This window comes from Micromonospora cynarisoli (assembly GCF_030518815.1).
GTDB classification, from domain to species: domain Bacteria; phylum Actinomycetota; class Actinomycetes; order Mycobacteriales; family Micromonosporaceae; genus Micromonospora; species Micromonospora wenchangensis.
The window spans coordinates 5,425,484-5,446,326 of the sequence record NZ_CP130426.1; the positions used below are offsets into that span (position 1 = coordinate 5,425,484).

A 20,843-nucleotide genomic window follows, 5' to 3' on the forward strand; every position below is an offset into this window, starting at 1 on the left:
CTCCTCACAGGGGCGCGATCGCGGGTTGCCAGACGTCCACCTCGGTGCCGGCCGGCCAGGCGCGCTGGACGCCGTTGACGCCCCGGACGGACAGGGTGACGGTCTGCGGGCTGGTGGTGCCGGAGATCCCCGTCGCGGTGACCCGCTCGCCGCCGATGCGCATCTGGAGCGGGAAGTGCGCCGCGTTGGTCGTCCAGACGCCGTTGGTGGTGGTGGAGGCCATCGACAGGGTCGTCGCCGACGACGACAGGGCGGTGGCGAGGGTCGACCCACGGGCCGGGATGCGTGGCGTCCCGCCGGCCGTGGCGACCGTGTACGGCGTGCCGGGCGCGGCGGTGTAGCTGATGGTGCGGGTGTGGGACCCGATCGTCTCGGTGTAGCCGAGCACCAGCAGCGACGCGTCGTCGGGGGTGAGGTCGTCGGGCAGGTTGACCACGGCGGCCAGGTCGCCGACGTCGACGGCCGATGCGGCACCGGCCAGCCCGGGGTTGGCGGTCAGGTCGACGGTGGCCCGGGGGAACCGGACCTCGTCGACGGTGCCCTTCGCGCGGGCCCACGACGCCAGGTGGCCGATGTCCTGCGGGTCGGCGGGGTTGATGTCGAGCTGGGTGGTGTAGCGGCCGACGCCGGCCGGCGGGGGCAGCACCGACATGCGGCCGGTGGTCTGCTCCGCCCGCGCGGTGACACCGGTGGACGTCGAGCGGGCGGTGATGTCGTTGCGGGTGCGCTGGTCGTCGAGCACCGGCGCGAACGGCGCGGCGACCTGGGCGGCCGACCAGTCGAGGGTCAGCGCCGGGGTCTGGTTCTGCAACGTCCGGCCGGGTCGGAAGATCAGGCCGAGGAAGTCGGACGGCTCGAACAGCACGGCGTCGTCGGTGCGCGCGCACTCGGCGAGCAGGTCGGTCAGCGGGCCGATCTGCTGGGCGCCCATCGGCCGGGTCGCCGCCGCGTCGCCGTCGACGACCCCGGTCACCCCGGCTTCCGCGCAGAGGCGCAGGAACCGTGCGCCGGCCGTCTCGCCGGGCCGGCCGAGCATGGCCGTGGTGCTGGCCGGGGCGACCGCCGGGGCCGGGTTCCACGCGGCGACGTGCCCCAGGATCGGCATCGCCGCGTCGCCGTTGATCTCTTCGAGGGGGTTCACCTCGATGGTGAGCAGGCGGCCGGGGTCCGCGCCGGTGAACGCGCCCACGACGAACGGGTCGTAGAGCGCGGCCAGCGTGCCGTCGATGTAGAGCCAGGCGTACATCGCGCCGGACAGCACCCCGGACACCACGGCGTAGTGGTGCGGCAGGCCGTCGAACACGCTGTACGCCTTGGTGACGTTGCCGGACGCACCTGACACCGGGGTCAGGGCGAACGTGGACAGCACACCGGTGTTGTCGATCTGGAACCGCCAGTACGGCCAGGTGCCCGTCGTCGTCCACGCGATCGGCACCCGCGCGGCGGCCTGGTCGCGGGGGCAGGTCATCACCCACTCGATGCGCCACCCGGTGCCGGTGCCGGCCGGCACCGACCCGGCCAGCACCCCGCCCTGCGACAGGTCGACGACCGGCTTGCTGCCGGGGATGCCGGACCCGGTGCCGAACTTCGGCAGCCCGGCCGCCGGCACCGGGGTACCCGACCCGGGGGTGGTGAACCTGCTGTAGCCGAACGGCGTCATGTCGGGGGCGGACGGCACCGCCGACTGCGCCGACAGCGCCCCGGCGATGTCTTCGAGGGGCCAGTAGGCGGTCGGGTTCGCGGCGAGCATCTCCCGGTACAGCGGCGACACGATGACGTCCGAGCCCTGCTGCAACCGGCGCAGCACCCCGGCCGCTGACACCTTCGTCCAGGCGTCACCGCGGCCCGCGCCGGCTCCCCAGTCGAGGGTCCGTTCCGGCGCCCACGACGCGACCTCGCCGACGAACCGCCGATCCACCGCGGCGTAGTTGTCGATGCGGAACTCGGTGGTGTTGGTGTTGCCGCCCACCGCCCACGACTGCACGCCGTACCGGCCGGCGGCGGTGATCGACGAGTCGAGCACGGTCAGCGTCCACCCGTCTGGCTCGGGGGTGCCGGTCGGCCACGCCCGCACCGACAAGCGGCGGCCGACCACGCTGCTGCGGACGGTCCACCACTGGCCGGCGGTGTACGTCAGCCCGGGGATGCTCGCCCGGACGGCCAGGTCGGTATGGACGCCCCCGACGGTCTTCGAGATTTTCGCGGTCACGCCGCCGCCGACGTCGAACTCCCACCGCAGCCAGTACCGGTCACCGGTGCCGGTCTGGTAGCGGGCCAGGTGCCCGACCACCGCCGACGCGCCCGTGGCCACCGCCGGCACCGCCACGTCGGACACCTGCTCCACGTTGCGGCGGGCGTCGGACAGCAGCGCGTAGCGGAGCACGTTCTTGCTGGGTTGGAGGTGCCGGCCGTAGCCGCCGGAGATCGTGAAGTCGGCCGCCGGCCCGCCGCCGAGCGTCCACGCCCCGCCCCGGTCGGCGGTGCCCCACGCGGACGACAGGGTACGGCCGAACGCGTCGGCGGCCAGCGTGAGGCCGATCCGGACCGGGGTGTTCCGGCCGATCAGCCCGTACAGCGGCGACGCGACGTTGCGCGGGTTGTACGCCCCGGTGCGGTTGTCGAGGGTTAGGTCGGCGGTGCACGGCACCGCCTCGCCGCCCTCGTCCCGGTAGCCGCGCACGATGGCCACCCGGTCGGCGGCCCGGGCCGGGGCCCCCCACCACCCGCCGTAGAACAGCTCGACGGTCAGGTCCTGCCTAGGCACCGGACACCGCCACCCGCGACCCGCGCACGCTCAGTTGGATCGCACCGGTGCGGACGGCGTGGTGGAACCACTCGGCGAGCAGCTGCTCTACCGTGCTGCCGCCGCCGCGCGTCTCGATCCGGAGTACCCCGCCGCCGGACTGGCCGGGGGTGCTGACTTCCTCGCCGGCCTGGAGCACGGCCAGGACCTCTTGCCCGGGTAGGCCGGGCACCGTGCCGCCGGAGTGGAACTTCGGCAGCTGCGGCGCGCTGATCGACGCTCCGCCGAGGCCGGGCACCCACCCGGGCACACTCCAGCTCAGCCGGCCCACCGTGTTGTTCCACGCGGTCGACACCGCGTTGAACGCGGCCCGGAACGGCGCGGAGATCGCCGTGCTGACCCGGGCGAACGTCTTCGTCACCCGGTCGGGGATGTCCAGTACGAACCCGGTGAAGCGGGCCGCCTGACGCTCCGTGCCCCGCCAGAACCCGCCGAACAGGCCCGTCCAGTAGGTGATGCTGGTGGTGAAGCCGTCCGACAGCCACCGCCACCCGGACGCGATCCCGCCGACGGTCGCGTCGTAGCCGTCCTTGATGCCACCCCACGCCGTGTTCCAGACGTCCTGAAACCAGGTCGTCTTGGTGGCGATAACCACGATCACGGCGACCAGGGCGAGCACGGCCAGCACCACCCACGTTGTCGGGTTGGCCAGCTGCGCCGCGTTCCACGCCCACTGCGCCGCGGTGACCAGCGCGACGATCCCGACCAGCCCCGACAGCAACGGCGAGAGCAGGTTCAGCTGGTTCGCCCACTTCTGCAAGTCGGGCGGGTTCGCCGCCATCTGCGCCTCACGCAGGTTGACCTGGGCGTCAGCGGCGTCCCGGGCGGCCTGGGCGGCATCCTCGGTCGACTGCTTCCCGTCTTCCTGCGCCTGGGCGGCGTCGGCGGTCGCCTGCTCGGCGTCGAGGTTCGCCTGCTTCAGGTCGGACTGGGCCTGCTTCAGGTCGATCGCCGCCTGCCGGGCCTCCTCGCTGTCGGCCCCGTGCTCCTTGACGGCCTTGTTGTACTCCTTCTGCGCCGTGGTGGCGTCCAGGTTCGCCTGCTGCACGTCGATCGCGGCCTGCTCGGCATCGATCGTCGCCTGCTTGCCGTCGAGCATCGACTGGTTCTGATCGAGCTGGGCTTGCATCAGGTCCCGTACGGCCTGCCGGGCGTCAAGGTTCGCCTGCTCGACGTCGCCCAGGGCCCGCGCCTGCTCGATCGCCCTGCGCTTCCCGGCCTGCTGCACATCGGCCAGGGCCTGCATGGTGCCGGCCGCGTCGGAGATCGCCGTCGACGCGCCGTCGGTGGCGGCACCGAGCGACCCCATCCGGGTGGCGAGGTCCTTCGACCCGCCGGCCGCCCGGCCCATGTCCGCGCCAGCCTGCCCGGCGGCGGCGGCGACGTCATCGGTGGCGACCTTCGCGACCTTCGCCGCCTTCGCCAGCTCCCCGGCGTCACCGCCGAAGGTCAGCGTGACCTGGTTCGCCACGTCAGTCCACCTCCAGCCCCGCTTGCCGGGCCACGTCCCGGATGCCCCGCTCCATCACGTCGGTGATCTGCTCCCGCCGCTCCGCCAGCCCCTTGTAGACGAACCGGCCGTCCTTCAGGAACGGCCGCGACACCGACCGGTTCGGGCCGACCTTCCCGCCGAAGTCCAGCCACGGCATGTAGGGCGCCCGCTTGCCACCCATCGCGATCCGGGCGGCCGTGCGGGTGCTCTTCGCCTTCAGCGTCGACGCGGCCCGCCCGGACCGGCGCGGGATGCGCGGCACCGCGTAGTCGATGACCAGCCCCGCCGCCGCGTTCATCGCGATTCGCAGGGCCTTCGGCAGGTCCGAGTCGAGCTTCCGAAGGCCCTTGCTGAACTCCTTCAGCCCACCGACGGCGATGGTCTGCCTCACCCCGCACCGCCCGTCTTCATCGCCAGTTCCTGCCGCTGCGCCTTCCGCCCGTGGTAGATCGACCACTGCACGAACTCGGCCTGCGTCATCGACTCCCGCAGCTCTTCCACCGTCCGGCCGAGCCGGTCAGCGAGGAAGAACTCGAACTCCAGCGTCGGATCGGCGTCGAACGCCTTATACGCCGCTTTTCCCGGCTCCCTCGATCAGGGCCGACAGCTGCCGGATCTTGTGGAGCACCTTGCCGATCTCCCCGGCGCTGGCGCTCTTCTGCCACGCCTCGGCCTCGTCCATCGTCAGCTGCGGGTCGACCATGCCGGCGACGAGCATCCGACGCTCGATCAGGTCGGGCACCTTCTCCTCGTTGACGCCCTTCCCGGCCGCCAGCAGCTCGTACCGGGTGACGCCCCGGACGGCGACCTCGCCCAGGCCCTCGATCTCGACGGTGTCCTCGGCGACCCGACGGGCCAGCAGTGCGCTCTTGTCGACGATGGCCACGGTCAGGCTCCCTGGGTCGTGCGGGTGATCGGGCCGCTCTTGGTCATGTCGCACTGCCAGGTGATCATCCCGGCGACCGGGTTGGTTTCGGTGTACTTCTTGACCAGGACGTTGACGCTCTCCTGCGGCTTGCCGGCCCCGGTCCCCTCCGGCTTGCGGATCAGCGTCACGACCGTGCCGATCAGCGGCTCGATGACCGCCTTCGGACCGGCCGCCCCCGAGTCGTAGGTGCCGCCCATGGAGAACGCGCCCTTGAGCAGGCCACCCTCCACGGTGTAGTCGTCGACGCCGTAGCCGGTGGTGTCGTGCTCGTCGGACTCCTGGTCCAACGTGCTGGTGTTCGTGGGCCGGGACAGGTCCTCCCCGTCCAGCGTGATGACCGTGTGCCGGCCGTGTACGAAGGCCATCAGGCACCCCTTCCAACGATCTCCAGGTTGAACTGCGCCGCGAGGTAGTCGTTCCCCGCGTAGGTGACGACGTCGAACTCCGCCGACACCACCGTCACCTCGTCGGCGGCGGTGTACTGGTGCGCCTCGACCGCCGCCTTGACGCTGCGCGGGCCGGACCCGGCGGCGTACTCGGCGATCTCCCGCCGGGCCTCCGGCGACGTCGGCCGGGCCACCAGCACCAGCACCGGCAGACCCTCGATGAGGTCCGACCCCCGCCCGTACGCCTGGTCGTACGCGATCCGCTCCGGCAGGGCGATCACCGCTGCCGGCGAGTGGATGCGCTGCACTCCCCACTCGGGCGTCGTCAGGTCGTCGATCGTCCCCAGGGCGGTCCGCACCTCGGCCACCACCGCTTCCAGGTCCATCGCTCAGCCCACCCTGCGCCGGCGGGACAGCCCCGCGAGGGTCGTGGAAACGTCCGGGTCCAGCCGGGCGAGCAACCGCAGCTCGCTGCCGTCCGACGGGCTGCCGGCCACGCCGTACGGCGAGTCGCGTCGGGCCGCCCACCGCGACACCTGGAGCTTGCACGCGCCGACGACCTGCGCCGGCACCGCCGACCAGCCCCACACTGCGGCCACCACGACCGGGCCCGTCGGGCAGTCACCGAAGCCGAGCCGCTCGTACGGCCGGCCGTCAGCCGCCGCGTTGTCCGGCAGCAGCGTCACCCCCGCGTCGGCGTACGCGGTCCCGCCGACGGTGAGGCCGGTGACGTCCTGGACGTCGTCGACCTCCAGCAGCCACAACCCGCTGACGACGTCGTACGCGGCCGGCCGCCGGTACGTCCGGGCGGTCAGCGTGTCGACCTTCCCGAACTGGCGGTTGCACTTCGTGTCGACTGCTCGGCTCGCGGCCGTGCACCAGGTCGCCAACTCGTCCTCGTCCACGCCGGGGGCGCGCACGAAGGCGGCCGCCTGCTCGGCGGTGAGGTAGTCAGGCTTCCAGGGCACGGCCGCGACCCCTCAGCGCTTCCGGTCGGCGGCCGGCCGGGTCGGCGGCTTCGCCTTGGCGAACTCGGCGGCGGTCGCCTCCCGGGCATCCGCCGCCGAGGTGCCGACGAACCGCTGCCCGGTATACGGGCTGACGGTCCGGCCGGTCGTCTCCAGCTCGGCGCGCTGGCCCTCGCTGAAGGTGAACGACGGCTCCACCGGCCGGGCCGGGCCCGCCGGGCGGCCGGCGGCGGCGAGCTGCTCGGCCAGCCGGGCGTTCTCCGCCCGCAGCCGGGTGTTCTCCGCCTCCAGCTCGGCGACGCGGTCGGCGGTCTGGACAGCGGCCGGCGCCGGCTCGACGGGCGGGGCCGGCTCGGTGGCAGGGGTGGTCTGGTTCCTCGGTGCGGTCGGCATGGTGCCGGTCCCTTCGTCGTCTCGGATCAGGGCAGGGCGGGCCGGGTCAGGCCGTCGGGTCGTAGATGACCTCACGGACCCCGGACAGGTCGGTGATCGCTGCCGCCCGGTAGCCCCAGATCGCCAGGTCCACGTAGGCGACGCGGTACTGGAACTCCAGCCGATCCGGAGCGGTCGCCCAGCCGTGCACCGACTCCCGGTCGAACAGGTAGCTCGATGCCGGGACGGTGCCGGACGCGGCGAGCGCCCACGCAGGCAGCGCGGTCACGCCGTTGATGTCCAGGGCCGCGTACCGGCTACGGGCCGTGCCGGTGGCGTTGGACGGGCCGAGCGCCGGGAACAGGCGGCGGCCGTCGGAGTCGACGGCGGCGACCAGCGCCTTGTACAGGTCGACCTGAGTGAACATGTCGTCCATGGAGAAGCCGCCGCGGACGAACTGGAGGCCGGCGAACGCGGCAGTGAGGGCCTGGTCCAGGGCACCGTTCACGGCACCGGCGGGCAGGGTGATTCCCGTGGGTGTGGCAGCGTCGAGCACGGCGACGGCGGACGCCTCCAGGGCCTCGTACCAGGCGCGCAGCATCTGCCGCCAGATGATGCTGGACAGCTGCGGGTTGCCGCCCTGGTCCCATGCCGGGCGGGTGATCTCCACCTTCCCGGACACCGGTTCCGGGGTGATCGTCTGCGAGGTCGCCGTGTACGCGCCGGGGGTCGGCTCGACGCCCTCCGTGTGGGTGGCCACCATGCCGGACGCGCTGTTGAACTTCGGCAACACGAACGGCGTCGAGTCGGCCAGGGTGCCCTTGTTGATCGCCTCCCAGATCGGGGAGCGATAGGTGCGCTGGTCGACGTACAGATCCGGACGCTGACGGCTCGGGTTCAACGCGGTCACGTCCGCCCGGTCGATGTCGAACTGGCCGTGCCGCATCACGGCGTCGAACTGCTCCCGCATGAACGACTGCGCCCGCTCCAGCGCCACCCCGTCACCCTTGCTGCCGGCGATCAGGTCGGAGCTGAAGTCGTGGGTGCCCCGGGTCAGGTTCCCGGACCGGTCGAACCGATACGGCTGCGGCTCGGTCACGCTGGCCGTGACGGTGGTCCGCCGGGTCGGGTCGACGGTCGGCCGCTGCTCCGGCTCGGGACGCGACGCGCCGGCCACCTGCGGCACGCCCAGCAGCGCACCGAGCTGCCCGGCCCGGATCAGGCCGTCGACCTGCTCGGCGGACAGGGTCAGCGCGCCGGCCGGCTGCGCGGGCTGCTGCGGTTGCTGCGGCTGCCGGATCAGCGCCTGGAGGGCGCCGGGCCGGGCGAGCAGCGCGGTCAGCTGATCCTGCGTCAGGGCCAGCCCGTCCGGCTGCTGCTGGTTGGTGGGCGGGGTGGTCGGGCACGCCACGCCGGGCGCGTGCCGCTGGCCACAGGTGGCGCACTCGTCCATCGATCCTCCATCACGCTGTGCCCGCACCGTGGCGACACGGGCATCGTCGAAAGCGGGGACCGCCGTGAGGCTCGTCTCCCGCAGGTCAGCCCGGCGCACCCGCACCGTGCCCTTGTCGTTCTCGTCCGGCACCGTGTCGGCGGCCAGGTCGAAGTCCACCCCGACCGACAGGCCGTCGAGGGTGCCGTGGTCCGCCAGCGCCAGGGCCTCGTCACCGGCGGCCCCCGGCGCGACGGCGAACTTCACCTTCAGCCCACGCGGGGTGTCGGTCAGCTCCACCGCCCGGCCCAGCGGCTGCCGGTAGTCGTGGTCGCGCAGCAGCTTGACCCGGCTCGGGTCCGACCACCGCAGACTGCCCGGCTCGAACAGGAACTTCGTGCCGTACTTCGTGGCGGTCTGCCCGTACGGCAGGGCCAGGCCCTCGATGGTGCGCCGTTCGGTGTCGACGGTGAAGCCGAGCACCTCGGCGTCGAGGGTCAGCGTCGACGGGCCGTCGAAGGTGTGCGCCGGCTCGCCGTCGGCTTCGGCGGTGGCCGGGTCGGCGGCGGGGGCGTCGCCGGCCGGTTCGGTTGCCGGCGGTGCCGCCGGGGTCGGCTTCGGGGCCGCCGCAGCAGCCCGGGTGACGACGTCGGCCGAGACTCCGGCCTGCTCACCGATCCACTGTTCGTCCACCACACCCATCTCCTTCAGGCCCTTCCAGTAGGCGATCAGGCCCTCCGAGTCGGGCTTGAGGTAGTCGGACAGGTCGAAGCGGACGACGTGCCCGCGCCGGGTCACGTCGCCCATGGACAGGCGCTGCGTGATCGCCTGCATGAACGGCGCGTACGTCTCGTTGATCCGGGTGGTCCGCCTGTCCTGCGCGTTGAAGTACGTCCGCGACGTGGTCGACACGCCCAGGTCCTCGGGGTCGACGCCCGACCCGTTGGCGATCTCCAGCGTTACCTGCTTCTGCCGCTCCACAAGTTGGAGCTCGGCCGGCGACGGGGCGTTGACGTCGATCCGCTTCACGTTGCCCGGAATCCAGCCTGTCGAGCGTCGCTTGCGGTCGGCCTGCCACTCCGCGAGGAACGCGTCGACCTCGTCGTCTTCCATCGGATCGACCGACGGGTCGTCGAGGTTGTCGGTGAAGTAGTCCAGGGGGATCGGGTTGTCGGCATACGTCTCGGCCAGCTTGTCCAGCAGCAGCGCCCGCCGGATGGCGCGGGCGTTCGCGGACAGCAGGCCCGGGTTCGGAGAGTCGAACCGGATCAGCACGTCCGCGCCCTTCGGTTCGCCGTGCACCCAGACGACCGGCACACCACGGGCGTCCCGGCCGCTGGGGAAGGGGTTGGCCGCGCCCTTCGGCGGGTCCAGGGACACCGCCCCGACCTCGAGGTGGCGAGCCGCGAGCGGGTAGCGGTCGCGGTCCTGCGCGGTGATCAGCCACCAGGAGATGCCGTCGAACGCGAGATCCTCGATCGTCTGGGCGAGGGTGACCACGTTGGCGACGTCGGGGTCGATCTGCTCCAGGAACGGCGACCGCACGATCTCCAGGCCCCGGTACTGCACCAGCGGCAGGGTGGCGATCGAGCACAAGGCGTTGCGCCCGCGCTGCACCGCTGCCACCGACAGGGCCTCAGCCCGGCCGATCCGACTCGGCACGCTCGCCGACAGCTCGGCGAACAGCCGGTCGATCGGGCGCGGCGGGGAGTCCAGCGCGACGGCCGGTCGGGCGTCCATGAGGGCGGACGGGCGCGGCAGGGACAGCAGATCCCGCATCTGCTGTCCGACCGCCGCCGCCCATCCCACGCGGGCAGCATACGCGAACCTGCCTACGATTCATCAGTCACAGGGCCGCCGAACCTTCGATTCGTAGGTCAAGTGGCTGAACGGGTGCGCCGAGACACGGCGCGCAGCTTCGGCATCGTCCGCGCCAGGTACACCCCGCCGGCCATCGCGTACACCGCATCGACGTGCCCGCCGGCCCGGGTGAACACCCAGCCGTCGCCGCGCCGCAGCTTCTCCGCCTTCGCCACCTGCGCCCCCGGCAACGGCTGCCCCGAGTGCACCAGCGTCTTGGCCCGGACCTCCTTGCCGAAGCCCATGCACACCGCCGTCATCTCGCCCCGGATCTCCGCCACCCGCGTCCCCCGGGGCGGCCACCCCCGCACCCCGTCCTTGCGCCGGTCGACCAGCCGGGTGGCCACCGCCGCCGCCGGCCCGCCCGGGTACCAACCCAGCACCGTCGGCCGCACCCGGGCCACCCACGCCGGCAGCTCCCGCTCCAGCTGGGTGGCCGCGTCCATGCCGGTCCACTCGGTCACCGTCTCCACCCGCACCCGCCCGTCGTCGAGGATGACCGCCACGGCGAGGGTCGCGTGAGTGCCGTCCGGGGCCAGGTCCACGCACGCGGCCAGGCGCTGCCGCTGCTCCATGTCCAGCGGCGCCGGAACGCAGCAGTCCCGCCACGCGCCCGGGTCGATCGCCGGGTCCATGATCTGCACCCGGATGCACATGTGTTCGGTCTTGAAACCGGTCAGCTTGTCGCCGCCCCGGGCGACCGCCCGCTGGGCGGCGGCGAGCAGCTTCCGCGCGTTCTTGCGGTGCCCCAGGTTCGGGTTCGCCTGCGCCAGCGCGGCCAGGTCCAACGGGTCGGCGTCCTCCGGTGCGGACCACTCGGCCAGCATCAGGTCGCCGCCCTCCCCGGCCTCGATCGCCGCCAGGGCGTCCCCCCGCAGATCGTTGAGCACCACCGACCGGTCGTCGCCCGCGTTCGACAGGGCGAAGATCTGCGACCCGTCCACCGCCGACGTCGCCGGTTCGGCCGCGTCCCACGCCTCATACGAGTGGTGTTGGCGCAGCTCGTCGGCGATGAACCGGCCGATCGACAGCGACCGGCCGCCCTCGTCGTTCGCCGCCGCGATCTTGTACCGGCACGCCTCCGGGTCGTCCGGGTCGTCGGGGTTCGCCGCGCCGGCCGGCACCGCCACCAACTCCTGCTCCCCGTTGGCCTTGCGCACCCCGCCACGCTTCGGGATCTCGGCGGCCAACTCCAGGATGGACCGGGCCAGCTTCACCGCCTTCTTCCACGACTCCTTGGCGTAGTCCAGCTTCGTGCTGGTGCCGAGCACCAGGGCGATCCGCGCCACGTACAGCCAGTACAGCGCCAGCACCACCAGCAACTCGGTCTTGCCGTTCTGCCGGGCGACCAGGATCAGCACGATGCTGAACCGCGGCGACCCGTCCGGCAGCAGCTCCCCGGCGTGGATCGCCGACCACCGCTGCCACGGGTCCAGCGGATGCCGCAGCACCTCCCGGGCGAACTCGTCGACGTCGAAGCCGTAGCTGCTCTCCGGCGTCAGGGCGCACCCGCACCCGCACGGGCCGGGCGGACCGACCACCAGCGGCGGCGTGAACAGCCGGGGCGTCGTGCTACCCCGAACGCTGTCCACGGTCACGTCGGGCTCGCAACTCGTCGAGCTTGGAGGCGACGGGGCTAACAGGGCCGACACCACCGCCGGCACCTCCCTTCGTGCTACGGCCCGCAGCGGTCATCCCCAGCGCGGTCAGCGCGGCGAGCAACTTCGGGCCAAGGTCGGACGCTACCGAGTGCGCGGCGAGCGCCTGCTCGATCCTCGCCAGGTGCTCCACCGCGCCCGGGTCGCTGCACTCCCGCACCGCCTGGCGCAACGCCCGCAACGGCTTGTCGTACTTCGCCAGCGGCACCGCCTCGTCGATGAGCGCGGCGTACCGGCGCGCCAGGGCCTGCGCCGCGCCATCCTCCGGCCGCAACTCGGCCACCCGCAGGGCGTCGACCACCGCCCGCACCATCGGCCCCTGAGTCGTCACAGTCCGCTCACCCCTCGTGACAGATCGGCTTGGCACCCCGGGGCCGGCCACCTCGGGGAGAGAGAAAAAGGACAGAGCGCGGGTGTCCGGGGGGTACCCGCTGGGGAAAAGCCGCAGCTCACGCGGCCGGTCGCGTTCACCACCGGGTCACCGGCCGGTCGGGTGGGTCGACGTGTCGCGCCGGGTCACCGATGTGCAGGTTGCACGCGGCGCACGCGGCCACCAGGTGTCGGGGGTCGTCGCCGGTGACGGCCTTGCCGAGCGTGTGGTGGGCGACGTCCTGCGTGTCGGTGCACTGGTGGATGCCGGGCACCTGGGCGCACCACCCGTCGAGGTGGGCGCGGCAGCCCTTCCCGGCGTCACGGAGCAGCACCAGGGCCCGGGTTCTACGCCAAGCCCTGGTGCTGCCCTTGGCCCACGATCGGCTCAGGGGTCGACCTTGGTCAGGTGCGGCTTCCGCTGCTGGCGCTGCTCGATGAGGCGCTTGCGTTCCTCGATCTGCCTGCCCACGGACCGACGGGCCGCTTCGACGGTCATCTCGTAGGCGAACAGGGGTCCGATCTCGTCGCTGATCTGGACGGCGCTGGGCGTGCCAGATTCCCCGATGACCATGGGCAGCAGGTCGTCGTAGGGGTCGGCCCGCCAGGCGACGACGGCCCGGACCTTGATGGTCGACTCCGGGTCGGGGTGGTCGGGGTCGGCGATGCCCAGGAACAGCGGGTACGACTGCGGGATGAGCTTCATGGTCAGACCTTCCGGTGGAGCTTCTGATGGTGGCGCCGCTGTAGGCCGATGGCCCGTGCGGCGTCGAGTTGGGCGCGTAGCTTGCGCCGATCTTCCCGGCGGCGCACCGCTGCTGCGGTGGCGGCCTGGAGGCGTTCCTGCCACTCGGCGGCTTCCTGCTCGGTCACCACTCACCGTCCGGGGGCGGCTCGGTGAGTGTGGTCGACCACAGGTCGTCCGAAGTGGCAGTGGCACCGTTGACCCCTGCCACTACTGCCACTTTCGCCACTTTGCCACTTCCGAAAGTGGCAGTAGTGGCACTCTCTCTATCATCATCATCAATAAGTTGGTGTGTGTGAGCAGGGAAAGTGGCAGAAGTGGCAGAAGTGGCAGCTTCACCATGGGAGGGCCTGCCACTGGCGAAAGTGGCAGTAGTGGCAGCGCCTGCGGGTGGGGTGGTGCCACTTCCGCGCTGCTGGCTCCAGCTCACCGCGTAGTGCCCACGGCTGGGCTGGTAGAGCACGCCCCGGTCGACCAGGCGGCGCAGCTCCTTCTTCACCGTGCCGTCCGCGAAGTCGGGTAGCGCGGCGACGACCTCGCTGGTGGTCTGCGTGTGCCGGGCCGCGGTGACCACGTTGACGATGGCCTGCCCGGTGTCGCCGAGCGGCTTCTTGCTCGACGCCGTCTTGATCCCGTTGAGGGCTTGCTCGGCGGTCCGGTCGGTCTGGCCGACCCAGTGCAGCCGGCCGACGTGCGCGTCCCCGTCGTCGGTCTCGACGATGGTGTCCCGGATGGCGTAGGTCAGGTTCGGGTGGTCGGACCGGCCGAGGTTGTTCTTCGCCTGGCTCAGGATGACCGTGCTCTCCCTGGGCTCCTTCGGGCGGTCGGGCCGGTCGGCGAACGGCGGTAGCCCGTCGTCGGGTGGGCCTTCGTCGTCGTCGCTGTCGTCGACGGCGACCGCCAGGGCGGCGCGGGCCACCTCCGCGAAGGCCCGCGATCCGGCGATCTTCGTCAGGACGTCGGTCCCCTGGCCCTTGTTGAAGTGGCACAGCATGATCACGGACAGGCGGTACTGCTCGGCGTGTCGGCGGAGCGCCTCCAGGGCCGGGCGCACCTCCGGCGTGCGGTAGGTGTCGATCCGGTCGTCGAGGAACGACAGGCCCGGGTCGAGCATCAGCACCGCCGCACCCGCTTCCCTGCCGGCGGCCATGACGTCGGCGGTGTCGGCCGGGAGCGTCATCTTGGCCTGGCCGTGCTCCAGGTCTTCGACGTCGACCCGGTAGACCAGTTCCAGGTCGGCTCCGGCGGCGATGAGCCGGGGCACGACGGTGTATTCCCACGAGTCTTCGGCGGCGGCGTACAGCACGGCGCGAGGCTGGCCGAGGAACTCGCCGGCCAGCTCGCCCCGGGTGATGGCCCGGACCATCCACGCGAGGAACGTCGACTTCCCGGCGCCCTCCCGGCCGGCGACGAGGGTGATCTCCCCGACGGGCACCCGGCCTTCCCACAGCCACCGGACGCGCCGGGGCTTGATGCCGGCGGCGGACTTGAGCTTGACCATGCGCCCGGTGCGGGCCGGTTGTGCGGTGGCGGCCAGGTGTGCGGCCACGTCGGCGACGGCCTGGCGGCGGCGGTCCGGGTCGGCCAGCGCGGCGGCCTGGCCGAGTAGCGCGGCCTGCTCGGCGAGGTCCCGTTGCCCGGCGGCGTCGAGAACCACGCCGATGTAGTGGTCGACCTGGGCGGCGACGGGCACGGCCTGAATCAGGTCGTGCAGGTACGGTGCCCCGCCGACCCTGGCGAGTTCCCCGGCGGCGTCGAGCCGCCGGGCCAGCGCCAGGGGTTCGGTCGGTTCACCGGCGGCGCGGGCCGCGAGCACGTGCCGGTAGATGGTGCCGTGCGGGGGATGCTTGAAGGACAGTGGGGTGAGGCGACCGTGGGCCTTGTCCATCGCGGCCGGGTCGAGCAGCAGGGAGCCGAGCACGATGCGTTCGGCTCCGGTGATCAGGTCGGTCACTCGCGCTGCCCCTGGGCGATCTCGCGGATCAGCTCCCCGATCGACGGCGGGTCGACGTCGACCCGGTGTTCCGGGCAGCGCGCCTCGGGCCGGCACCCGCCGTACCGCCGGCACCCGGTCACCACCGGCCGAGCCGGGGTGTACCCAGGGGCGCTCATGCTGCCGCCCGCGTCGCGAGTTCGGGCCGCCGGCCGACGACGGGGACCTGCTCCGCCGTGACCGGGCGGAGCAGTGCCGCGAGGCGGTGACGCTGCTCAACGGTCAGCGGCGGCGCGGCGGCGACGGTGGCGGCGACCAGTTGGCCCACGGTGCTGGGCGCGGTCCGGCCCTGGAGTTCACGCAGCATTGCCGGCCGCCTTCCGGGCGGCGGCCTTGGCTCGCCGGACGTCGGCCGACTTGAGGGCGAGTTCGGCGAAGTGGGCGCGCTTGGCCTCGGCGGCGCGTTCGGCGCGGATGGCGGGGTCGAGGGTGCCGTCGGGGTCGACCTGGCGCTCCCAGCGGGCGGCGAAGGATGCGCGGGCGGCAGCGGTGGCGGCGGTCCGGTCCGGGCAGGTGGCCCACTTGACGTGGGCGGCGAGGCTGGCGACTTCAGAGGTCGCGGAGGGGTGGGTCGAGGACATCGGGGGCGAACCTTTCGGTCAGCCCCGCCCCGGGTCGCCGGACGGCTGCATGTAACTCTGCGTAACGCCGGTTCCCGGGTGTTCCCCGGTGTTCCCGGCATTGCCAGGTATTGCCCACTGGCAACACCTGGGGCACAGCGCTAGGTTGATGCACGGATGCAACGCCGTTGGCGCGGTGCGCATCCCTCCGTCCGAGTTGGCGCTCGGGGTCGGGGAACTACATTCAGAAGGTGCGGTGTCGTGCTGGCGGAAACGCTAGTACGGCACCGCGCTTGTGTCTATCCAGGCCAGTGCACGTACAGCGCTCAGCTGAGCCCTGCGGAACAGTGCGGACGGAATACATGTGCGTTGGGCACCTCTGGGCACGTGCGTTCGAATACTTAGCGCGACTGGCCCCGGTTGCAACATGCTGGCAAACCCGCAGGTAGGGGCTGCGCTCCCTGCGAAATCCAGCGAAATCCAGCGAACCACTTACGCGACACCACCCAAATCGGGTGTGATCTGTGCCACATGGCCGCACTACTGTGCGTGTTTCTCCGACGAAAGGTGGAGTCCGCTTGCGTTTTGTCGGCGGGCTGACACTCCAGGCCGAGTTGATCTCGATCAGTTCATCCCGTCTTCCACTCGATGTGGATGGCCCGGGGGTCGAAGTACGAGCAGCCCGGCGCACACCTGGGCGGCCGTCTCTTACGAGTCCGGTTGGTGGCCACCGTCATCAGGGTGTCGATCACTCCCCGTCGCGGGATTCTGCCCATATCTCGGCCCAGGTTCGCTTGTCGCCGACCCACCGCGACGGACCCAGACGCTCCGGCTCGAAGTTGCGACCGCCGGGTGAAGACGCCTGGTCGACCTTGATCACGGCCAGCGCGCGGATCACCTCCCGTCGTGCCGGCAACGGCGCGGCATCCCAGCGCACCCGCACGTCCGTACCTGGCTCCAGGATCTGCCGCAGCGCGGGCGGGATCGACGCATGCTCGGCCCGCCGCTCAGCGGTCCGGATCTTCCGCGTCAGGTCCGCCTCGATCACCGCCAACGACGCCGGGGAAGTCTCGCCCAGGGCTGCCGACAACCGCCACTCGTCCAGCTTCGCGGTCAGCTCGGCGGCCTCCTTCCGGGCCGCGAGCACCTCCCGGTCGGAGTCCGCGCCGGCCTGCCGCAGCGCCGTGTACGCGTCCGGCCGGGCGAGCCGGCTGAGCACCATCCTCGTCACCATGTCGTCAGTGGGCGCCTGGACGATCGTCACGCAGCCCGGGGCGAGGCACCGGTACCGGCCGCGCACGGCGGTCAGGTTGCTGCCGCACGGCCCGCACGTCCCGAGGTACGACAGCAGGTGCTTCTGCCGACCCGGCCGGGTGGTGATCCGGGCCGGGTTGCTCAGGATCGCCTGCGTCTCCCAGAACACGGCCGGCTCGACGATGGCCGGCCAGTCGCCGGGGAACTGCTGGTCGTTCAACACCCGGATGCCGACGTACGCCACGTTCCGGGCGATGTCGATGACGCGCTGCCGGTACCAGGCCTTCGCGCCGATCGTCGGCACCTGCCGGGCGTTCAGGTCGTTGACGATGGTCGAGATCGCGTCACCCTTGGCGATCCGGGCGACGATCTCCCGCACCACGGGCGCGGTGGTCTCGTCGGCGACCTGGCCGACCAGCTCCCCGGTGGCCGGGTCGTAGGTGCGCCGGTAGCCGTACGGGGTGCGACCGTGCGACGGGCGGCCGGCCGCCGCCGACCCGGCGTGCCCTCGGCGGACGCGCAGCGACAGCAGCTCCGTCTCGTACGCGTTGCTGACGCCCTCCTCGGCGAGGGTCTTCCAGTCCCGGGGAAGACTCAGGTCGTAGGTGCGCTCGTGGCTGATGATGTGGATGCGGACGCCCTGGGCGCGGCACAGGGACAGGAACGCGAACCACGTTTCCGGGGTGCGGTCGCCGCGGCTGGACTCCCACATGATCAGCACGGTGAACGCCTTGACGGCGATGTCGGCCAGGATGCGCTGCCAGTCGTCGCGGACGGTGCGTGCGCTGCGGGATGCGCTGGTGCCGTCCTGGTAGTTCCCGGCGTGCTCCCAGCCCTCAGCGGCGATGACGTACGCCCCGGCGTCGAGCTGCTCGCCGATGCTCTTGGCCTTGCCTCGGGATTGCCGCCCGTAGACGGCTGCCCGCTCTTGCGTGCTGTCGGTCATGCGGCGTAGCTTACAGGTTAAGTACGGGAAAGCAGGTTGTAGATGGACTGCTCGGCGACCAGGCCGAGGAAGTTGCGCTTCCCGGCGGCGGCCTGCGCCTGGGCGATGTGCCAGCCGGCGAAGTTGGACGACCCGACATAGATCACCTTGCCCTGCGCGACCAGGGTCTCCATCGCCTGCCAGATCTCCTCCCACGGGGTGCTGCGGGAGACGTGGTGCATCTGGTACAGATCGATCACGTCGGTCTGGAGCCGCCGCAGCGAGTCCTCACAGGCCCGGACGATGTGCCTGGCGCTCAGGCCCTGGTCGTTGGGCCACTCGCCCATCTTGCCGTAGACCTTGGTGGCCAGGACGACCTTCTCCCGCCGGCCCCCGCCCTGGGCGAACCAGCGGCCGATGATCTGCTCGGTGATCCCCTCGCCGGTCTGCCAGCCGTACACGTTGGCGGTGTCGAAGAAGTTGATGCCGTGTTCGAGCGCCCGGTCCATGATGGCGAAGCTGTCCGGCTCGGACGTCTGCGGCCCGAAGTTCATCGTGCCGAGGCAGAGCCGGCTCACCGACAGGCCGGTGCGTCCCAGATTCGTGTACTCCATGACCCCACCCTGACACGCGCGCGGGCGCAGTGCCTCCTGATGCCAGGGTGGAGCCTCGGGTCAGGAGGACTCGCGGGCCGCCGGGCCACTGCCGAACAGGACGTCGTCCCAGCTCGGCAGGCGCTTACGCGGCTTGCCCGAGGCGTCCGTCGACTCGCCGCCGGCGGCAGCCGCCGCGCCGGTGCGACGCGGCCGGAGCACCGCCAGCGACGGTACGGCCGGGACCTCCTTCGGCGCGTCCGAGTCGTCGTCGAAGGCGGAACCCTGCCCACCGCCGAGCAGCGCGGCGGCGCCACCGCCGACGGCCCGCTGACGGGGGGCGTCGGCACCGGCCAGCGCGGCCGGGGAACGCGGGTCGAGACCCCGCCCCGAGGTGCCGCCGAGCGGACGGTCCAGCGAGGCGAGCAGCGCGTCCCGGCCGGCCCGGATCGGGTCCCGGCCCGGTCGGGCCTGCTCGTTGGCGGCCGGCAGGCCGTGCCCGCCCCGGCTCGGCTCACCGCGCGACGGGCCGGGCAGCGCGTGACCGCCCCGCTCCGGTGCCGGCTCCTGGCCGAGGATCGGCGTGGGACGCTCGGCGCAGAGGTACTGCGCCATGTCGTCGTGCGGGGTGACGTTCTGCCGGAGCTTGTCGAGATCCCAGACGGCCTGCGCGGTGGCCTTGCCCGACGGCCAGGTCGCGATGATCCGCCAGGTGCCGTCGTCGCGCCGGAACGCGTCCCAGGAGATCTTCTCGGTGTCGATGCCGTGCTGGGCCAGCCGGCCGTTGACCACCTCGGCCAGCGGGGTGGCCTTCTCGGCGCCCTTGAGCCGGGTGCGCCGGGCGTGCTGGGCGAGCATGGCCCGCTCCTGGAGCACCGGGCCGGCGTAGCGCAGCACCCGGTCGACGGGGACGCCGGCGATCCGGGCGACGTCCTCGGCGGACTCGCCGGAGCGGATGCGGGCCTGGATGTCGCGGGGGGACAGCGACGGGGTCGGATCGGCCCCGACCGGGACGACGGCGAGCGGCGGCGTGCCGGGCTCGGCGTGCAGCACGGTCGCGATGCGTTCGTCGATCGGGAGGGCGAGCAGGCGCCCGACCTCGTCGGCGAGCACCAGCGCCTGGCCGTCCTCGGAGAGGGCGACGAAGCGTACTGGGCGCATGGCGTAGCCTCCGTCCCGCTTCGCTGGCCGTCACGCCACGAGCCGGCCACCCGGGCGTCCTCGCACCACCGTACGCCCATCTGCCCGCAGGTGGGGGAGGTGAATCCGCATGTCGCGACTGAGCTGCGGCAATGATCACAGTGGGTGGCCGCAGCAGCCGCTGCGACCACCCACTGTGACGGGTGTGATCAGAGCCGCTCGACCACGTAGTCGATGGCGGCGGTGAGGGCCTCCACGTCGGACGGCTCCACCGCCGGGAAGAGCGCGACCCGCAGCTGGTTGCGGCCGAGCTTGCGGTACGGCTCGGTGTCGACGATCCCGTTGGCCCGCAGCACCTTGGCGATCGCGGCGGCGTCGACCCCGTCGGCGAAGTCGACGGTGGCGACCACGTTGGAGCGCAGCGTCGGATCGGTGACGAACGGGGTGGCGAACGCGGACCGCTCGGCCCAGCCGTAGACGATCCCGGCGCTCTCGGCGGTACGCTTGGCCGCCCAGCTCAGGCCGCCCTGCGCGTTCATCCAGTCGGTCTGCTCGGCGGCCAGGAAGATGGTCGCCAGCGCCGGGGTGTTGTACGTCTGCTCCAGCCGCGAGTTGTCGATCGCGGTGACCAGGTCGAGGAAGGCCGGGATGTAGCGGCCGGAGCCCTTGATCTCGGCGGCCCGCTCCAGCGCGGCCGGCGACATCAGGGCCAGCCAGAGGCCGCCGTCGGAGCCGAAGCACTTCTGCGGGGCGAAGTAGTAGACGTCGGTCTCGCCGACGTTGACGTCCAGACCGCCGGCCCCGGAGGTGGCGTCGACCAGCAGCAGCGAGCCCGGGTCGGCGTCGGCGACCCGGCCGATCGGCACCGCGACACCGGTGGAGGTCTCGTTGTGCGGGGTGGCGTAGACGTCCACCCCGGCCTCGGCGACCAGGCTCGGGGCGCTGCCCGGCTCGGCCTTGCGGACGGTCGGCTCGCCGAGGAACGGCGCGTCCTTGACCGACTTGGCGAACTTCGCGCCGAACTCGCCGAAGCTGGCGAACTGGGCCCGGTCGCGGACCAGCCCGAAGGTGGCGACCTCCCAGAAGGCGGTGGTGCCGCCGTTGCCGAGGACCACCTCGTAGCCCTCGGGGAGGGAGAAGAACTCGGCCAGGCCCCGACGGAGCCGGGCGACCTCGGCCCGGACGGTCTGCTGCCGGTGCGAGGTGCCCAGGAAGCTGGTCGCCACGTCGGCGAGCGCGGAGACCGCCGCCGGACGGACCTTGGACGGCCCGCAGCCGAACCGCCCGTCGGCGGGCTTGATGTCGTCGGGAATCCGGATGGTCGGTGCGTCAGCCACGGTTTTCTCGATCCTTCCGCATGGGCGA

General features: G+C 72.2%; 22 protein-coding genes. All 22 read right to left on the minus strand.

The window, feature by feature from the left end; all coding sequences use genetic code 11:
• Positions 1–4 precede the first annotated feature (4 nt).
• The gene (locus tag Q2K16_RS23845; RefSeq protein WP_302740290.1) at positions 5–2,764 is read right to left on the minus strand and encodes a hypothetical protein; all 2,760 of its coding nucleotides are present in this window, start codon (positions 2,762–2,764) and stop codon (positions 5–7) included.
• Positions 2,757–4,274: a hypothetical protein gene (locus Q2K16_RS23850; protein WP_302740291.1), complete on the minus strand. Its 1,518-nt coding sequence runs from the start codon at positions 4,272–4,274 to the stop codon at positions 2,757–2,759. The genes Q2K16_RS23845 and Q2K16_RS23850 overlap by 8 nt, the downstream gene beginning before the upstream one ends.
• A gap of 1 nt (position 4,275) precedes the next feature.
• Positions 4,276–4,686 (minus strand): HK97 gp10 family phage protein, encoded by a 411-nt coding sequence (locus tag Q2K16_RS23855; protein WP_302740293.1) that lies wholly within the window; start codon positions 4,684–4,686, stop codon positions 4,276–4,278.
• A 174-nt stretch (positions 4,687–4,860) separates the two neighbouring features.
• A complete protein-coding gene (locus Q2K16_RS23860) occupies positions 4,861–5,181 on the minus strand; it encodes a hypothetical protein (RefSeq protein ID WP_302740295.1) in 321 nt (106 codons plus the stop codon).
• A gap of 2 nt (positions 5,182–5,183) precedes the next feature.
• On the minus strand, positions 5,184–5,588 hold the full coding sequence (locus tag Q2K16_RS23865) for a hypothetical protein (protein WP_302740297.1): 405 nt from the start codon (positions 5,586–5,588) through the stop codon (positions 5,184–5,186).
• Positions 5,588–5,995: a hypothetical protein gene (locus tag Q2K16_RS23870; RefSeq protein WP_302740299.1), complete on the minus strand. Its 408-nt coding sequence runs from the start codon at positions 5,993–5,995 to the stop codon at positions 5,588–5,590. Before Q2K16_RS23870 ends, Q2K16_RS23865 begins: the two co-directional genes overlap by 1 nt.
• A gap of 3 nt (positions 5,996–5,998) precedes the next feature.
• On the minus strand, positions 5,999–6,577 hold the full coding sequence (locus tag Q2K16_RS23875; RefSeq protein WP_302740301.1) for a hypothetical protein: 579 nt from the start codon (positions 6,575–6,577) through the stop codon (positions 5,999–6,001).
• A gap of 12 nt (positions 6,578–6,589) precedes the next feature.
• On the minus strand, positions 6,590–6,970 hold the full coding sequence (locus tag Q2K16_RS23880) for a hypothetical protein (RefSeq protein WP_302740303.1): 381 nt from the start codon (positions 6,968–6,970) through the stop codon (positions 6,590–6,592).
• Positions 6,971–7,016: 46 nt separating this feature from the next.
• The gene (locus Q2K16_RS23885; RefSeq protein WP_302740304.1) at positions 7,017–10,190 is read right to left on the minus strand and encodes an HK97 family phage prohead protease; all 3,174 of its coding nucleotides are present in this window, start codon (positions 10,188–10,190) and stop codon (positions 7,017–7,019) included.
• A 68-nt stretch (positions 10,191–10,258) separates the two neighbouring features.
• Complete coding sequence (locus tag Q2K16_RS23890) at positions 10,259–11,839, minus strand: terminase (RefSeq protein ID WP_302740305.1); 1,581 nt, start codon at positions 11,837–11,839, stop codon at positions 10,259–10,261.
• Entirely contained in the window at positions 11,814–12,230 is a 417-nt protein-coding gene (locus Q2K16_RS23895; protein ID WP_302740307.1) for a terminase small subunit, read from the minus strand. Before Q2K16_RS23895 ends, Q2K16_RS23890 begins: the two co-directional genes overlap by 26 nt.
• A gap of 136 nt (positions 12,231–12,366) precedes the next feature.
• The gene (locus Q2K16_RS23900) at positions 12,367–12,603 is read right to left on the minus strand and encodes a hypothetical protein (protein WP_302740309.1); all 237 of its coding nucleotides are present in this window, start codon (positions 12,601–12,603) and stop codon (positions 12,367–12,369) included.
• 53 nt (positions 12,604–12,656) lie between these two features.
• The gene (locus tag Q2K16_RS23905) at positions 12,657–12,974 is read right to left on the minus strand and encodes a hypothetical protein (RefSeq protein ID WP_302740311.1); all 318 of its coding nucleotides are present in this window, start codon (positions 12,972–12,974) and stop codon (positions 12,657–12,659) included.
• 2 nt (positions 12,975–12,976) lie between these two features.
• Entirely contained in the window at positions 12,977–13,141 is a 165-nt protein-coding gene (locus tag Q2K16_RS23910) for a hypothetical protein (RefSeq protein ID WP_302740313.1), read from the minus strand.
• Positions 13,138–14,967 (minus strand): AAA family ATPase, encoded by a 1,830-nt coding sequence (locus Q2K16_RS23915; protein ID WP_302740314.1) that lies wholly within the window; start codon positions 14,965–14,967, stop codon positions 13,138–13,140. The genes Q2K16_RS23910 and Q2K16_RS23915 overlap by 4 nt, the downstream gene beginning before the upstream one ends.
• Positions 14,964–15,125, minus strand: coding sequence for a hypothetical protein (locus tag Q2K16_RS23920; RefSeq protein WP_302740315.1), 162 nt, complete (start codon positions 15,123–15,125; stop codon positions 14,964–14,966). Before Q2K16_RS23920 ends, Q2K16_RS23915 begins: the two co-directional genes overlap by 4 nt.
• Positions 15,122–15,313 (minus strand): hypothetical protein, encoded by a 192-nt coding sequence (locus Q2K16_RS23925; protein WP_302740316.1) that lies wholly within the window; start codon positions 15,311–15,313, stop codon positions 15,122–15,124. The genes Q2K16_RS23920 and Q2K16_RS23925 overlap by 4 nt, the downstream gene beginning before the upstream one ends.
• Positions 15,303–15,587, minus strand: a complete 285-nt coding sequence (locus tag Q2K16_RS23930; protein WP_302740317.1) for a hypothetical protein — start codon at positions 15,585–15,587, stop codon at positions 15,303–15,305. Before Q2K16_RS23930 ends, Q2K16_RS23925 begins: the two co-directional genes overlap by 11 nt.
• A 727-nt stretch (positions 15,588–16,314) precedes the next feature.
• Complete coding sequence (locus Q2K16_RS23935) at positions 16,315–17,766, minus strand: recombinase family protein (RefSeq protein WP_302740318.1); 1,452 nt, start codon at positions 17,764–17,766, stop codon at positions 16,315–16,317.
• Between the two features lie 17 nt (positions 17,767–17,783).
• Positions 17,784–18,359, minus strand: coding sequence for an aldo/keto reductase (locus tag Q2K16_RS23940; RefSeq protein WP_302740319.1), 576 nt, complete (start codon positions 18,357–18,359; stop codon positions 17,784–17,786).
• Between the two features lie 60 nt (positions 18,360–18,419).
• Complete coding sequence (gene sepH / locus Q2K16_RS23945) at positions 18,420–19,499, minus strand: septation protein SepH (protein WP_302740320.1); 1,080 nt, start codon at positions 19,497–19,499, stop codon at positions 18,420–18,422.
• A 188-nt stretch (positions 19,500–19,687) separates the two neighbouring features.
• A complete protein-coding gene (gene serC / locus Q2K16_RS23950) occupies positions 19,688–20,815 on the minus strand; it encodes a phosphoserine transaminase (protein WP_302740321.1) in 1,128 nt (375 codons plus the stop codon).
• Between the last annotated feature and the right edge of the window lie 28 nt (positions 20,816–20,843).

Excerpts from the sequence above, each read along its gene's own strand:
- Q2K16_RS23865 (WP_302740297.1), bottom strand. The coding sequence starts at position 5,588 with ATGGCCTTCGTACACGGCCGGCACACGGTCATCACGCTGGACGGGGAG.
- Q2K16_RS23870 (WP_302740299.1), bottom strand. The coding sequence starts at position 5,995 with ATGGACCTGGAAGCGGTGGTGGCCGAGGTGCGGACCGCCCTGGGGACG.
- Q2K16_RS23880 (WP_302740303.1), bottom strand. The coding sequence starts at position 6,970 with ATGCCGACCGCACCGAGGAACCAGACCACCCCTGCCACCGAGCCGGCC.
- Q2K16_RS23905 (WP_302740311.1), bottom strand. The coding sequence starts at position 12,974 with ATGAAGCTCATCCCGCAGTCGTACCCGCTGTTCCTGGGCATCGCCGAC.
- Q2K16_RS23920 (WP_302740315.1), bottom strand. The coding sequence starts at position 15,125 with ATGAGCGCCCCTGGGTACACCCCGGCTCGGCCGGTGGTGACCGGGTGC.
- Q2K16_RS23925 (WP_302740316.1), bottom strand. The coding sequence starts at position 15,313 with ATGCTGCGTGAACTCCAGGGCCGGACCGCGCCCAGCACCGTGGGCCAA.
- Q2K16_RS23930 (WP_302740317.1), bottom strand. The coding sequence starts at position 15,587 with ATGTCCTCGACCCACCCCTCCGCGACCTCTGAAGTCGCCAGCCTCGCC.
- Q2K16_RS23935 (WP_302740318.1), bottom strand. The coding sequence starts at position 17,766 with ATGACCGACAGCACGCAAGAGCGGGCAGCCGTCTACGGGCGGCAATCC.
- Q2K16_RS23940 (WP_302740319.1), bottom strand. The coding sequence starts at position 18,359 with ATGGAGTACACGAATCTGGGACGCACCGGCCTGTCGGTGAGCCGGCTC.
- sepH (WP_302740320.1), bottom strand. The coding sequence starts at position 19,499 with ATGCGCCCAGTACGCTTCGTCGCCCTCTCCGAGGACGGCCAGGCGCTG.